The sequence below is a fragment of the Pseudonocardia sp. D17 genome (assembly GCF_036984265.1).
GTDB lineage: Bacteria > Actinomycetota > Actinomycetes > Mycobacteriales > Pseudonocardiaceae > Pseudonocardia > Pseudonocardia benzenivorans.
Window position 1 is genome coordinate 66,640 of record NZ_BPRG01000122.1, and the last position, 14,273, is coordinate 80,912.

Annotated in this window: 11 protein-coding genes; 8 read left to right on the forward strand and 3 right to left on the reverse strand. The window is 73.2% G+C overall.

Annotated elements, in window-relative coordinates; all coding sequences use genetic code 11:
- Positions 1-72 precede the first annotated feature (72 nt).
- Entirely contained in the window at positions 73-2,892 is a 2,820-nt protein-coding gene (locus PSD17_RS19730; protein WP_379653084.1) for an aconitate hydratase, read from the reverse strand.
- A 204-nt stretch (positions 2,893-3,096) separates the two neighbouring features.
- Positions 3,097-4,686 (reverse strand): hypothetical protein, encoded by a 1,590-nt coding sequence (locus PSD17_RS19735; RefSeq protein ID WP_339124057.1) that lies wholly within the window; start codon positions 4,684-4,686, stop codon positions 3,097-3,099.
- 294 nt (positions 4,687-4,980) lie between these two features.
- On the opposite strand from PSD17_RS19735, the gene PSD17_RS19740 reads away from it, so the two are divergent.
- The 7 genes from PSD17_RS19740 to PSD17_RS19770 all read left to right on the forward strand — a co-directional run bounded on the left by PSD17_RS19740 (position 4,981) and on the right by PSD17_RS19770 (position 11,989).
- Positions 4,981-6,297 (forward strand): NlpC/P60 family protein, encoded by a 1,317-nt coding sequence (locus PSD17_RS19740; RefSeq protein WP_339124058.1) that lies wholly within the window; start codon positions 4,981-4,983, stop codon positions 6,295-6,297.
- 73 nt (positions 6,298-6,370) lie between these two features.
- Positions 6,371-7,417 (forward strand): AAA family ATPase, encoded by a 1,047-nt coding sequence (locus PSD17_RS19745; protein WP_339124068.1) that lies wholly within the window; start codon positions 6,371-6,373, stop codon positions 7,415-7,417.
- Positions 7,418-7,426: 9 nt separating this feature from the next.
- Positions 7,427-8,404, forward strand: coding sequence for a DUF58 domain-containing protein (locus PSD17_RS19750; protein ID WP_339124059.1), 978 nt, complete (start codon positions 7,427-7,429; stop codon positions 8,402-8,404).
- Positions 8,401-9,384 (forward strand): VWA domain-containing protein, encoded by a 984-nt coding sequence (locus tag PSD17_RS19755; protein ID WP_339124060.1) that lies wholly within the window; start codon positions 8,401-8,403, stop codon positions 9,382-9,384. Before PSD17_RS19750 ends, PSD17_RS19755 begins: the two co-directional genes overlap by 4 nt.
- A gap of 43 nt (positions 9,385-9,427) precedes the next feature.
- Positions 9,428-10,138, forward strand: coding sequence for a beta-ketoacyl-ACP reductase (gene fabG, locus PSD17_RS19760; RefSeq protein WP_041759752.1), 711 nt, complete (start codon positions 9,428-9,430; stop codon positions 10,136-10,138).
- Positions 10,139-10,170: 32 nt separating this feature from the next.
- Positions 10,171-10,947 carry an enoyl-ACP reductase FabI gene (gene fabI / locus PSD17_RS19765; RefSeq protein WP_013675480.1) on the forward strand — a complete coding sequence of 259 codons (777 nt, stop codon included), beginning with the start codon at positions 10,171-10,173 and terminating at the stop codon, positions 10,945-10,947.
- Between the two features lie 7 nt (positions 10,948-10,954).
- Positions 10,955-11,989, forward strand: coding sequence for a ferrochelatase (locus PSD17_RS19770; RefSeq protein ID WP_339124061.1), 1,035 nt, complete (start codon positions 10,955-10,957; stop codon positions 11,987-11,989).
- 44 nt (positions 11,990-12,033) lie between these two features.
- On the opposite strand, the gene PSD17_RS19775 is transcribed toward PSD17_RS19770, so the two are convergent.
- Entirely contained in the window at positions 12,034-13,311 is a 1,278-nt protein-coding gene (locus PSD17_RS19775; protein ID WP_339124062.1) for a tyrosine-type recombinase/integrase, read from the reverse strand.
- Positions 13,312-13,459: 148 nt separating this feature from the next.
- Between PSD17_RS19775 and PSD17_RS19780 the strand changes: the two genes are divergently transcribed.
- A partial coding sequence (locus tag PSD17_RS19780; protein WP_339124063.1) for a hypothetical protein occupies positions 13,460-14,273 on the forward strand: 814 nt, incomplete at its 3' end.

A 14,273-nucleotide genomic window follows, 5' to 3' on the forward strand; every position in this document is an offset into this window, starting at 1 on the left:
TCAAAGGAAAAACCAGCCACGACGACGGGGGCGGCCCCCGTGGGAGCCGCCCCCGTCAGAAGGTGGGTCGGATCAGCCGGCGAGCATGCCGCGCAGCACGTACTGCAGGATGCCGCCGTTGCGGTAGTAGTCCGCCTCGCCGGGGGTGTCGATGCGGACGACGGCGTCGAACTCGATGGTCGAGCCGTCCTCCTTGGTCGCGGTGACCGTGAGCGTGCGCGGGGTGGTGCCGTCGTTCAGTGCCGTGATGCCCGCGATGTCGAAGGTCTCCGTGCCGTCCAGGCCCAGCGACGCCGCCGACTCGCCCTGCGGGAACTGCAGCGGGATGACGCCCATGCCGATCAGGTTCGAGCGGTGGATGCGCTCGAAGGACTCGACGATGACGGCCTTCACGCCCAGCAGCGCGGTGCCCTTGGCCGCCCAGTCACGCGACGAGCCCGAGCCGTACTCCTTGCCGCCCAGCACGACGAGCGGGGTGCCCGCGGCCGCGTAGTTCTGCGCGGCGTCGTAGATGAACGCCTGCGGGCCGCCGTCCTGGGTGAAGTCCCGGGTGTAGCCGCCGGAGACCCCGCCGTCGACGATGGCGTCCAGCAGCTGGTTGCGCAGCCGGATGTTGGCGAACGTGCCGCGGATCATCACCTCGTGGTTGCCGCGCCGCGAGCCGAAGGAGTTGTAGTCCTTCTTGTCCACGCCGTTCTCGTCGAGGTACTGCGCGGCCGGGGTACCGGGCTTGATCGACCCGGCGGGGGAGATGTGGTCGGTGGTGACGGAGTCGCCCAGCAGCGCGAGGACCCGCGCGCCGGTGATGTCCTGCACCGGCGCCGGCTCGGTCGTCATGCCCTCGAAGTACGGGGGCTTGCGCACGTAGGTCGACGCCGGGTCCCACGCGAAGGTCTGGCCCTCGGGGGTCGGCAGCGAGCGCCAGCGCTCGTCGCCGCGGAAGACGTCGGAGTAGCTCTTGGCGAACATCTCCTCGTCGATCGCGGCGTCCATGACGGCGTTGACGTCCTCGGTCGAGGGCCAGATGTCGGCGAGGAAGACGTCCTTGCCGTCGCCGTCCTTGCCCAGCGGCTGGGTCTCGAAGTCGAAGTCCATGGTGCCGGCGAGGGCGTAGGCGATGACCAGCGGCGGGGACGCCAGGTAGTTCATCTTGACGTCCGGGTTGATCCGGCCCTCGAAGTTGCGGTTGCCCGACAGCACGGAGACGACGCTGAGGTCGGCCTCGTTGACTGCCGCCGAGATCTCCTCGGGGAGCGGGCCGGAGTTGCCGATGCAGGTGGTGCAGCCGTAGCCGACGAGGTTGTAGCCCAGCTTGTCCAGGTACGGCCAGAGGCCGGCCTTCTCGTAGTAGTCCGTGACGACCTGCGAGCCGGGCGCCATCGACGTCTTCACCCAGGGCTTGACGGTCAGCCCCTTCTCGACGGCGTTGCGTGCCAACAGGGCCGCGCCGAGCATCACCGAGGGGTTCGAGGTGTTGGTGCAGGAGGTGATCGAGGCGATCACGACGGCGCCGTGGTCGAGCACGAACTCCCCGCGGGAGGCCGAGGTCACCGTGGTCGGCTTGGACGGCCGGCCCTCGCAGCCGTCGGCCGCGGAGAACACGACCGGGGCCGCCTCGTGGCCGTGGGTGGACGTCGCCGGCGCGTCGCTGGCGGGGAAGGACTCGTCGGAGGACTCGTCGACACCCGAGAGCGGTTCGACGACGGCGTCGTCGGTGTAGTCCTGGACCGCCGCGCGGAAGGCGGCCTTGGCCGCGGTGAGCTCGATGCGGTCCTGGGGCCGCTTCGGGCCGGAGATCGAGGGGACGACCGTCGACAGGTCGAGCTCGAGGGTCTCGGAGAAGACCGGCTCGGCCGCCGGGTCGTGCCACAGGCCCTGTTCCTTGGCGTAGGCCTCGACGAGCGCGATCTGCTCGGCCGAGCGGCCGGTCAGCTTGAGGTAGCGGACGGTCTCGTCGTCGATGGGGAAGATCGCCGCGGTCGAGCCGAACTCCGGGCTCATGTTGCCGATGGTGGCGCGGTTGGCCAGCGGGACGGCCGAGACGCCGGCGCCGTAGAACTCCACGAACTTGCCGACGACGCCCTGCCGGCGCAGCATCTCGGTGATCGTGAGGACGACGTCGGTCGCGGTGACGCCCGCGGGGATCTCGCCGGTGAGCTTGAAGCCGAGCACCTTCGGGATGAGCATCGAGACCGGCTGGCCGAGCATCGCGGCCTCGGCCTCGATGCCGCCGACGCCCCAGCCCAGCACGCCGAGGCCGTTCACCATCGTGGTGTGCGAGTCGGTCCCGACCAGCGTGTCAGGGTAGGCCTGGCCGTTGCGGGCCATGACGGTGCGCGCGAGGTGCTCGATGTTGACCTGGTGCACGATGCCGGTGCCCGGGGGGACGACCTTGAACTCGTCGAAGGCGCCCTGGCCCCAACGCAGGAACTGGTAGCGCTCCTGGTTGCGGCCGTACTCGAACTCGATGTTCTTCTCGAACGCGTCGGCGGTGCCGAAGAAGTCGATCATCACCGAGTGGTCGATGACGAGCTCGGCGGGAGCGAGCGGGTTGACCTTGGCGGGGTCGCCGCCCATCTCGGTCACGGCCTCGCGCATGGTCGCGAGGTCGACGACGCAGGGGACACCGGTGAAGTCCTGCATGATCACGCGGGCGGGCGTGAACTGGATCTCGGTGTCGGGGTCGGCCGCCGGGTCCCACGCGGCGAGCGCGCGGATGTGGTCGGCCGTGACGTTGGCACCGTCCTCGGTGCGCAGGAGGTTCTCCAGCAGCACCTTGAGGCTGTACGGAAGCTTCTCGGCGCCCTCGACGGCCGCCAGCCGGAAGATCTCGTACTGGTTCTCGCCGACGTCGAGCGTTCCCCTGGCTCCGAAGCTGTCGGTGCTGGCCACGATGGCTCTACCTCCTGGCGTGCGTGGTGGGCGCGCTGTGCGGCGCGTGTCGGGCTCCGCCGCGGGTAGCCGGCAGGCCCCTCGACCCAAACAGTACGCCTGTCCTACTTGCGGGTCGAGCAGGCCCGGCACCGTCACACGGCAGCGGGGCACGGGCAGTGTGCACCCGTGCCCCGCTCGGCTCCGGCGACGGCCGGCGTGACGTCAGTTACCGGCGAGATCCAGCAGGTCCTTGACGTCCTGCGGCTGCAGCACGCCGAGGATGTCGGCGTAGGCCTGCAGGACCGTCTGCGACGGGCTGACGTACCAGGACCCGCCCTCCTCGGAGGCCATCACCTTGATGTCGAGCACGGCCGTCATCAGCTTGGGCAGCAGCTGCTGCACCGACGGCGGCAGTGACGACGTCGTCGAGCCCAGCCCGGCCAGCTGCGTGATGTCGGCGCTGCAGAACCGCTGCGACTGGCCCTGGACCTCGACCGAGAGGCAGTCGCCGTCGCGGGCGACGGTGATCTGCTGGCCGTCCTGCGTCAGCACCAGCCGCTTGAGCGACATCGCGGTGTAGCCGCGGACGGTCTCGGTGTTGGTCTCGAGCGTCGTGACCTGCAGGCCCGACGGCCGCGGGCGCCCGGCGGAGTCGATGATCGCCTGGCCCGCGTCGTGCACGACGGCGAGCTCCGTCGGCGGTGCGAGCTCGACGAGCCGCTGCGCGTTCTGGTCGGCGATCGCCTGCACGGTCTGCTTGAGCGCGTCCTCGGCGCTGCTGCCGCCACGCGCCGGGACCGACGTCGTCGGCCAGGCCTTCTTCTCCTGGTGCAGCGCGTAGTCGGCGATCGTGTAGAAGAGGCTGACGTACCACTTGCCGTCGACCTCGACGGTCGCGATGCGGATGGGCTCGCCGTTGCGCTTGACCTCGTCGGCGATGTTGATCGTCGTGTTCTCCGCCCCGGGGACGCCGTCCTTGAACACCCGGTTCTTGAAGTCGTCGGTGAACGGGATCTTCGCCGGGTCCTGGTTCAGCGTGATCGTCCCGGCCACCAGCTTGTTGATGACGACGTTGTCGCGCACCTTCTCCTGGGCGCCCTCGTCGAACTTCAGGTCCTTGAACTCGACCGTGCCGATCGAGGCGGTGGGGTCGGCGTCGGGCTTGAGGATCTGCAGCCGCTTGAGCTGGTCGCCGAGGACCTGGTTCGCGTCGACGGCGAGCTTGGCCTCGGTGGGGTGCAGCGTCTTGAGCGCGTCGAGGTAGTTGTCGTCGGTCAGGTCCTGCGCGAGCAGGGTGACCGCCGCGTTGGGGGTGTTGGCGCCGCCGCCCCCGAACACCGTGAACCCGACGACCACGGCGGCGATCACGACGACGACGCCCACGAGCGCAGTGATCAGCGGCCAGCGCTTGCGCTTGGGCGGCTGGCCGCCCGACCCGTCGAACCCGGGCGGGGGCGGGTACCCGGGCGGCCCACCCTCGCCACCCCAGGCCGGCTGCGGCACGGGCGCCTGCGGGTAGCCCGCGGCGGGGTACTGCGCCGTCTGCTGCGGCCCGCCCTGCCAGCCGCCGGGCGCCGCGCCTGCGGGCTGCGCACCCCACGCCGGCTGCTGCTGCCAGGCCTGCTGCGGATATCCCTGCTGTGAATATCCCTGCTGTGAATATCCCTGCTGTGGATATCCCTGCTGGTAGGGCTGCTGCTGGTAGGCCTGCTGGGCCTGGGGGTCACCCCACTGCTGCTGTCCGGGCGCGGGCTGCGGGGCCCCCCAGCCCTGCTGCCCGCCGTCCTGCGGCCACGGCTGCCCGGGGGGCATTGCTCCACGTCCCTGGTCGTCGGTCATGAGTCCCCTCGGTGTATCGCGCGTGACCGCCCGGTGCGGCCCCGACGATGATCTGCGAGTCGTGTCGAGCCCGGAATGGGGCCAGCACTACGTCTGGATTCGCACTCAGGGGGTGCTAGCTCCCCCTTGTCGGACGCAGACTAACCGTTACGCCATGTGGTGGAAGTTCTTGACGGTGAGCGTGTGGTGGTTGGGAACGCGTCCCTCGAATGGCACAGTCACCCCGGCCGCGCCGGGTGATCATCGCGGCCGGAGGGGAGACGTGTCGTGCGGGTCGGGCGCGCGGTGCTCGTGGTCGTGCTGACGGCTGCTCTCGCATTCGCGGGCGGCACGCCGGCTGCGCTGGCCGCGCCGCCCCCGACGCCGCCGCCGAACCCCAGCGACCAGGACCTCCAGAACAGTCGCAACACGGTGTCGGGCACGGCCGCGCAGGTCGCCCGGCTGACCGACCGGCTCAACGAGCTCCAGGCGCAGGCCGACGACCTGCAGATCCAGGTCGCCGAGCAGCACGAGTCGGCCAACGCCGCGCAGGACACCTACACGGCCGCGCAGAAGGCCGCGGCCGACGCCGCGCTGAAGGCGCAGCAGGCCCGCACCGAGACGCAGGCGGCGGGCTCGGCCATCGACGCCGCCCGCGCCCGCCTCGACGACTTCGTCGCCAACACCTACCAGGGCGGCCTCGACCTCGGCCCGCTCGGGCTGCTCACGTCGTCGAGCGGGCCCGCGGACTTCATCGACCGCGCCCAGCTGACCGACTACATCGCCCAGCAGCAGACCGCCGCCCTCGACGGGCTGCAGAAGGCGCGCGCCGAGAAGGCCAACGCGGACTCCCTCGCCCGGCAGGCCCAGCAGGAGGCCGACGACCGGGCCGCCGCGGCGGCCCGGGCCAAGCAGGCGGCCGACGCGGCGCTGGCCGACGCCCAGCAGCAGGCCGCGGCGCAGGCGCAGAAGCTCCAGCAGGTCGGCGCCCAGCAGGCCGAGGTGCAACGTCAGCTCGACGCCGCCCAGAACGCCGACGCGGGGCTGCGGGCACAGCGGCAGCGTTTCGACGACTGGCAGGCCCAGCAGGCGGCGGCCGAAGCCGCCCGGCAGGCGGCCGAGCAACGGGCCGCGGCGGCCAGGGCGGGGCAGGCACCGCCCGCGTCGGTGCCGCGCAGCGCGTCGGCGAAGGTGCAGACCGTCATCGACCGGGCCATGTCGCAGCTCGGGGTGACCTACGCCTGGGGTGGCGGGACGGCGCGCGGCCCGAGCCTGGGCATCCGCGACGGCGGCGTCGCCGACCAGTTCGGCGACTACCGGAAGGTCGGTTTCGACTGCTCGGGGCTGATGCTCTACGCCTTCGCGGGCGTCGGGATCAACCTGCCGCGCTACAGCGGCAACCAGCACGCCGCGGGCCGGCAGGTGCCCCTCTCGCAGATGCGGCCGGGCGACATGCTGGCGTGGGCCCGCAACGGGCGCGTCTACCACATCGCGCTCTACATCGGGAACGGCAAGATGATCGAGGCGCCGTACTCCGGCTCGTCGGTGCGGCTCAGCCCGGTGCGCTACGCCGGGCTGCTGCCGACCGTCGCCCGGATGTTCTGACCGGCTCACCGGCGTCATACGGCTCGGCCGGTTGGATGGACGCGTGAGCGTGCCCGATTCCCGTCCCGAGCCCGTGGCCGACTCCCCGGCCGACTCCCAGGCCGGCGGGGCCGCACCGACCCCCGCGCGCGACGCCGAGCTGCTCGAGCGCGTCGTGTTCGAGGTCAAGCGCGTCATCGTCGGCCAGGACCAGCTCGTCGAGCGGATGCTGGTCGGGCTGCTGGCCAGGGGCCACCTGCTCATCGAGGGGGTGCCCGGCGTCGCGAAGACGCTGGCGGTGGAGACGGTCGCGAAGGTCGTCGGCGGCTCGTTCGCGCGCCTGCAGTTCACGCCCGACCTCGTGCCCGCCGACATCCTCGGCACCCGCATCTACCGGCAGGGCCGCGAGGAGTTCGACGTCGAGCTCGGCCCGGTCGTCGCCAACTTCGTGCTGGCCGACGAGATCAACCGGGCGCCGGCCAAGGTGCAGTCGGCGATGCTGGAGGTCATGGCCGAGCGGCACGTGTCGATCGGCGGCCGCACGTTCCCGATGCCCGACCCCTTCCTCGTGCTGGCGACGCAGAACCCCATCGAGAACGAGGGCGTCTACCCGCTGCCCGAGGCGCAGCGCGACCGCTTCCTGTTCAAGATCGTCGTCGACTACCCGGGCGTCGAGGAGGAGCGCGAGATCGTCTACCGGATGGGCGCGGAGCCGCCCGTCGCCGACCAGATCATCGACCCCACGGTGCTGACCCGGCTGCAGGGCACCGCGTCGCGGGTGTTCGTGCACCACGCGCTGGTCGACTACGTGGTGCGACTGGTCGTCGCCACCCGGACGCCGGCCGAGCACGGCCTCGCCGACGTCGCGGGGTGGGTCTCCTACGGCGCGTCCCCGCGCGCGACGCTGGGGATCGTCGCGGCGGCCCGTGGGCTCGCCCTGGTCCGTGGCCGCGACTACGTGCTCCCGCAGGACGTGCTGGACGTCGCGCCGGACGTGCTGCGGCACCGTCTCGTGCTGTCCTACGACGCGGTGGCCGACCAGGTGCCGGTCGAGCACATCGTCTCGCGCGTCCTGCAGACGGTGCCGTTGCCCCAGGTCACGGCCCGGCCGCAGTTCAGCCCGGCGGGTGCCGCCCGGTGAGCGGCCGCCGTGACCGGTGACGCCACGGCCGCGCCGGCCCCGGTCCCGCGCGGTGCCGCGGCCCGCAGGCCGGCGACGGCGCCGCCGTCGTTGCGCGACGGCCGGCTGGAGGCCGCCCTGCGCACGCTCGAGCTGAGTGTCCGGGGCCGCCTCGACGGGCTGTTGCAGGGCAACCACCTCGGGCTGGTTCCCGGCCCGGGCACCGAGCCGGGGGAGGCCCGGGTCTACCAGCCGGGCGACGACGTGCGGCGGATGGACTGGTCGGTCACCGCGCGGACCACCGAGCCGCACATCCGCGAGACGGTCGCCGACCGCGAGCTGGAGACGTGGGTCGTGGTGGACCTGTCCCCGAGCCTCGACATGGGCACCGCGGCCTGCGAGAAGCGCGACCTCGCGGTGGCCGCGGTCGCGGCGGTCGCGCACCTCACCCGCGGTGGCGGCAACCGCATCGGTGCCCTCGTCACGACGGGGGAGCACACCGTGCGGGTCCCCGCCCGCGGCGGCGTGGCGCACGCCCGGGGGCTCGTCCGTCGCGTCGCGGAGGTGCCCAGGGCTCCCGAGGGGACGCGCGGCGACCTCGCCGAGGCGCTGGAGCAGCTGCGCCGCCCGGCGCGCCGCCGCGGCCTGGCCGTGGTGGTCTCGGACTTCCTCGGCGAGCCGACGTGGGAGCGCGCGTTGCGCGGGCTCTCGGCCCGGCACGACCTGCTGGCCGTCGAGGTGCTCGACCCCGCCGAGCTCGACCTGCCCGACGCCGGGACGGTCGTGCTGGCCGACCCCGAGACCGGCCGTCAGCGCGAGGTCCACGTGACCCCGCTGCTGCGCCGGGAGTTCGCGGCCGCCGCCGGCGCGCACCGCGACCGGGTCGCGACGACGCTGCGGCGCTGCGGCGCGGCCCGGCTGACGCTGCGCACCGACTCCGACTGGATCGCCGACATCGTGCGGTTCGCGCTGGCGCGCAAGCGGACCTGGTCGGGAGGCGGCCGGTGACGTTCTCGCATCCGTGGTGGCTGCTGGCGCTGCTGGTCGTCGCCGCGCTGGTCGCCGGGTACCTGCTGCTGCTGCGCAGGCGCCGGCGCGACGTCGTGAAGTTCACCAACCTGGAGCTGCTCGACACGGTCGCGCCGCGGCGCCCGGGCTGGTACCGGCACGTCCCGGCGGCCGCGATGATCCTGGCGCTGGCGGTGCTGGTCGTCGCCATCGCGGGACCGCAGGCCGACGCGAAGGTGCCGCGCAACCGGGCCACGGTCGTGCTGGTCATCGACGTGTCGCTGTCGATGCAGGCCACCGACGTCGCACCGACGCGGCTGGCGGCCGCGCAGGCCGCGGCGAAGTCGTTCGCCGACCAGCTGACCCCCGGGATCAACCTGGGGCTCGTGTCGTTCGCGGGCACGGCCGCGGTGCTGGTGTCGCCGACGACCGACCGGACCGCGGTCAAGCAGGCGGTCGACGGGCTGAAGCTCTCGGAGTCCACCGCGACCGGCGAGGCGATCTTCGCGGCGCTGCAGTCGATCGACTCGTTCTCCCGCACGGTCGCCGCGTCGGGCACCGAGGGGCCGCCACCCGCGCGCATCGTGCTGATGAGCGACGGCAAGCAGACCGTCCCCGGCCCGGACGGCGAGAACGACCCGCGCGGCTCGTTCACCGCGGCCAAGCAGGCCGCCGCCGAGAAGATCCCTGTGTCGACGATCTCCTTCGGCACCGACTACGGGACGATCGACATCGAGGGCGGGCGGACCCGCGTCGCCGTCGACGACGCGTCGATGCAGCAGATCGCGTCGCTCTCGGGCGGCCAGTTCTTCACCGCCGCGTCGGAGTCGCAGCTCAGGCAGGTGTACTCGGAGCTGGGGGAGCAGATCGGCTACGAGACCCGGCAGGTCGACACGAGCCGGCCGTGGCTGCTCGGCGGGGCGATCCTGCTGCTGCTGGGGCTCGGTGGGGGCATCGCGCTGGGGCGCAGGCTGCCCTGACGGGCGGTCCGGCGATCTTCGTCGTGCACTAGGTTCTCCGGACGTGGGACGCAGCGTGCTGGTGACCGGAGGAAACCGCGGGATCGGCCTGGCCATCGCCCAGGCGTTCGCCGCCCAGGGCGACCAGGTGGCGGTCACGTACCGCAGCAGCGCCGACGGGCTGCCCGACGACCTGCTGCCCGTGCAGTGCGACGTCACCGATGCCGAGGCCGTCGACCGGGCGTTCGGCGAGGTCGAGGACAAGCACGGCCCGGTCCAGGTGCTGGTCTCCAACGCGGGGATCACCGACGACGGGCTGCTCATGCGGATGAGCGAGGACTCCTTCACCCGGGTCGTCGACGCCAACCTGACCGCCGCCTACCGCGTCGCCAAGCGCGCGTCGCGCGGTATGTTGCGCGCGAAGGGCGGCCGCATGATCTTCGTCTCGTCCGTCGTCGGGCTGATGGGCTCGCCCGGCCAGGTCAACTACGCCGCCTCCAAGGCCGGGCTCGTCGGGCTGGCCCGCTCGGTCGCCCGCGAGCTGGGCTCGCGCGGCATCACCGCCAACGTCGTCGCACCCGGGTTCGTCGACACGGACATGACCCGCGCGCTGTCCGACGCCCGCCGCGCCGAGATCGTCGCCCAGGTGCCGCTGGGCCGCTACGCCGCGGTCGAGGAGGTCGCCTCGGCCGTCACCTGGTTGGGCTCCGAGCACGCCGGCTACGTCACGGGGGCCGTCATCCCGGTCGACGGCGGCCTCGGCATGGGCCACTGACCTTCCCTGTTCCCTCCCCAGAAAGGGTCCTCATGGGACTGCTCGACGGTAAGCGCCTGCTGGTCACCGGTGTGATCACCGACGCCTCGCTGGCGTTCCACGCGGCGAAGATCGCCCAGGAACAGGGCGCCCAGGTGGTGCTGACGGGCTTCGGCCGGATGCGGCTCGTCGAGCGCATCGCGCAGCGGCTGCCCGAGGCCGCCCCCGTCGTCGAGCTCGACGTGTCGGACCAGTCGCAACTCGACTCGCTGGTCGAGCGCGTCAGCCCGCACCTCGGTGACGAGCCGGGCCTCGACGGCGTGCTGCACTCCATCGGCTTCGCCCCGGCGTCGTGCCTGGGCGAGGGTGCGTTCATGAACGCGCCGTGGGAGGACGTCGCGACGACGATCCAGGTCAGCGCGTACTCGTTCAAGTCGCTGGCGACGGCGGTGCTGCCGCTGCTCGGGCCGGGCAGCTCGGTCGTCGGGATGGACTTCGACAACCGGCAGGCGTGGCCGGCCTACGACTGGATGGGCGTCGCCAAGTCGACGCTGGAGTCGGTGACCCGCTACCTGGCGCGTGACCTGGGCCCCAAGGGGATCCGCGTCAACCTGTGCGCGGCCGGGCCGGTCCGGACGATGGCCGCGAAGTCGATCCCGGGTTTCGCGGCGTTCGAGGACGCCTGGGACGGGCGGGCCCCGCTGGGCTGGGACGTGAACGACCCGGTTCCGGTCGCGAAGACGGTGTGCGCCATGTTGTCCGACTGGCTGCCCGTCACCACCGGCTCGATGGTGTGGGCGGACGGCGGGTTCCACGCGATCGGGGTGTGACGGGCGCGTGGAGGTCGATGCACTGCTCGTGCTCTCGTTCGGTGGCCCCGAGGGTCTCGACGAGGTGCGCCCGTTCCTCGAGAACGTCGTGCGGGGGCGCAACGTGCCACCCGAGCGGCTGGACGAGGTCGAGGAGCACTACAAGCCGTTCGGCGGGGTGTCGCCGATCAACGCGCGCAACCGTGAGCTGATCGAGGCCGTGCGCGCGCGCACGGACGTGCCGGTCTACTTCGGCAACCGCAACTGGCACCCGATGGTCGAGGACACCGTCGCGGAGATGGCCCGCGACGGTGTCCGGCGGGCACTGGTGTTCGCCACCAGCGCCTACGGCGGCTACTCGGCGTGCCGGCAGTACACCGAGGACATCGCCCGAGCCCGCGCCGCGGTCGGGGACGGCGCGCCGGAGCTGGTCAAGCTGCGGCACTTCTACGACCACCCGGCGTTCGTCGCCGCCAACGCCGACGCCGTACGCGCCGCCCGGGAGTCGCTGCCCGCAGAGGTCCGCGACGCCGCCCGGGTCGTGTTCACCGCGCACTCGATCCCTGTCGCCGCCGACGAGACCGATGGCGTACCCGCCGAGGGTCACCACCGCTACTCCCGGCAGGTCGCCGAGACCGCGCGGCTCGTCGCCGCCGAGCTGGGGCTGCAGGAGTACGACCTCGTCTGGCAGTCGCGCTCCGGGCCGCCGCAGGTGCCGTGGCTGACGCCCGAGCCGGAGCCGACGGTCGAGGCGCTCGCCGCGGCCGGGGTGCCGGCGGTCGTCATGGCGCCCATCGGGTTCGTGTCCGACCATGTCGAGGTCGTCTGGGACCTCGACGAGGAGCTGCGCGAGCTCGCGCACGGGCTCGGGCTCGCGTTCGCCCGGGCGGCGACGGCCGGGCCCGACCCCCGTTTCGCGGACATGGTCGTCGAGCTCATGGCCGAGCACATCGCCGGCGTCGCCCCCCGCGGATCGGGCACCGTCGCGCGGGCGGGCTGCACCGTCAACGGGGTGCCGTGCGCCGTCGACTGCTGCGTGCCGCGCCCGCGCCGCCGCCCGTGAGTGGCGATGGTCGCCATGACAGTCGCCCCGGCGACCATCGCCACTCACGACGGATCGCGGACTCCCGCGGGCGGGGAGGGCTCACCCGCGGCGGCCGACGGGTCCGCCGCGGCTGACGACGGGTCGCCCGTCGTGGTCGACGGGTCCGCCGCGGCGATCGCGGCCGCGACCAGGTCCGCCGCCGTCGTGTCGCGGGTGCGCATGCCGCGGTCGTAGTGCTCGGTCGTCGTGATCGAGGCGTGCCCGACGTCGGCGCGCACGTGCTGGATGCGGGCGTCCTGCTCGAGCGCGATCGTCACGTAGGCGTGCCGCAGGGCGTGGGGGTGGATCCGGTCGGCGACGTCGGCGAGTGCGGGGCCGGCCGCGGCGGCGATGCGGCGCAACAGCCGGTACAGGTCCACGCGTGAGCAGCGATGGCCGTCGCGGGTGGCGATGAGGGGCTCGGCCACGGCTCGTGAGGTCCCGCGGCGGGCCGGCGTCGCGGTCGACCCGAGCCGGTCGCGTTCGGCCAGATAATCGGACAGTGCCTGCTGCGCGAGGTCGGTCATGTAGACCTCCCGCCGCACGCCTCCCTTGCCGTGCACCCGCAGCACCTGGTCACCGCCGGTGCGGAGGAGATCGTCGCGGTCCAGCCCGGTGAGCTCGGAGATCCGCAGCCCGAGGGTCAGCAGGGCGACGACCGCGCGGGCACGCGTCGCGTAGAGCGTCCGCAGCGCCGGTCCGTGCCGCAGCGTCCCCGACGCGTCGAGGAGGGCGCGGACCTGTTGCGCGGTGAGCCGGATCGTCGGTGACGGCTCGCGAGTGCTGACGACGAGGCCAAGCCGCCGGCGGTCGATCGCCGCCGGGTTCGCCGCAACGGCGCCGGTCTCGGCCAGGTGGCCGTAGAGCGCCGACAACGTCGCGAGCATCCGCTGCCGGGTGCGCCGCGCCGCGCCCGCCGCCGACAGGGCGTGCAACCACGCCTTGACGTGCGCGGACGTCGCGACCCGGGGGTCGAGGTCGCGGGTGGCGCACCACCGGAACCAGGCCAGGGCGTGCAACGGGCCGGGTGCGGCGGCGGGTGGTCGGGGGCGCGCCGCGCGCGTGTCGGGGGAGTGGGCCCCGCCGAGCGCGTCGACCCAGGCGACGGGCAGCCCCAACGCGTAGGCGTAGGTCCGCCGGGTGCCCGCGTTGTCGTACTGCGCGAACCAGTCGAGCAGCTGCGCCCGCAGGACGTCGGGGTCGGTGACGCCGGGCCACTCGGGTGTCTCGACGGTCGCGGGTGCGTGGCCGGGTGCCGGCGCGGCGCCGGCTTCCAGCACGAGCAGGGGGTCGTCGATCACGGGTCGATCCTCGCCCGGCGACGCGGCCGGATCGTCGCGCCACGCCGGTGCGCCAACGAAACGATGGTTTCGTTGGCAGCAGAGATTCAGTTTCGAAACGCCGAACCGGTTACGTGGTTTACGAAACGCCAACAGATACGGTCCGGCGGTGATCGACGAGCAGGTCAGGTGCGGGTACAGCCGATGCCGGGCGGAGCTGCCACCCCCGGGACCCCAGGGCGGACGACCCCGGTCCTTCTGTCGCGACACCCGCTGGGAGGGCGGCCGCACCTGTGCGCAGATGGCCCGGGCCGAACGCGAGGCCCTCGGCGCACTTGGCCTGGACGCGCCGAGCGCGGGGTTCGCGCTCGACGCCGACCGGCTCCGTGAGCACGTCGCCGCTCTCCAGGGACCCGTCACGGCGCTGACCGAGGCGCTGGCCGCGATCGGCACCCGCCTCGACGAGGTCGAGGCACACGCCGTCGCGGCCGTCGAGACCGCCAACCGGGAGACCGCCGCGGCAACGGCGGCCCGGGCCGCCGCCGAGCAGGCCCGCGAGGAGGCCGAACGGGCCGCGCGACGCAGCCGCGAGCACGCCGAACAGGCCGACCGGGAGCGCGCCGACGCCGTGGGCCGCGCGGCGGCGGCGGCGCGGCAGGCGATCGAGGCCACGGAGGAGCTGGGCGCCGCGCGCCAGCGCGCCGACGAGGCCACGGCCGCACGCGCCGCCGCCGACGACGCCGCGGCGGCAGCGGAGCACGGCCGTGTCGAGGCCGAGCGTCAGGCCCGTGACTCGGCCGTCCGCGCCGAGCGGGCCGAGACCGAACGCGATGCCGCCACGCGCCGGGCGGCGGAGTGGCAGGCCGAGGTCGAGGCGCTGCGCGCGCAGGTCGACGATGCGCGCGACGCCGCCGCGGCCGCCCGCGGTGAGGCCGCCGCCGCGGCCGCGGGCGCGGCGGCGGCGGCCGCAGAGCTGGCCCGGG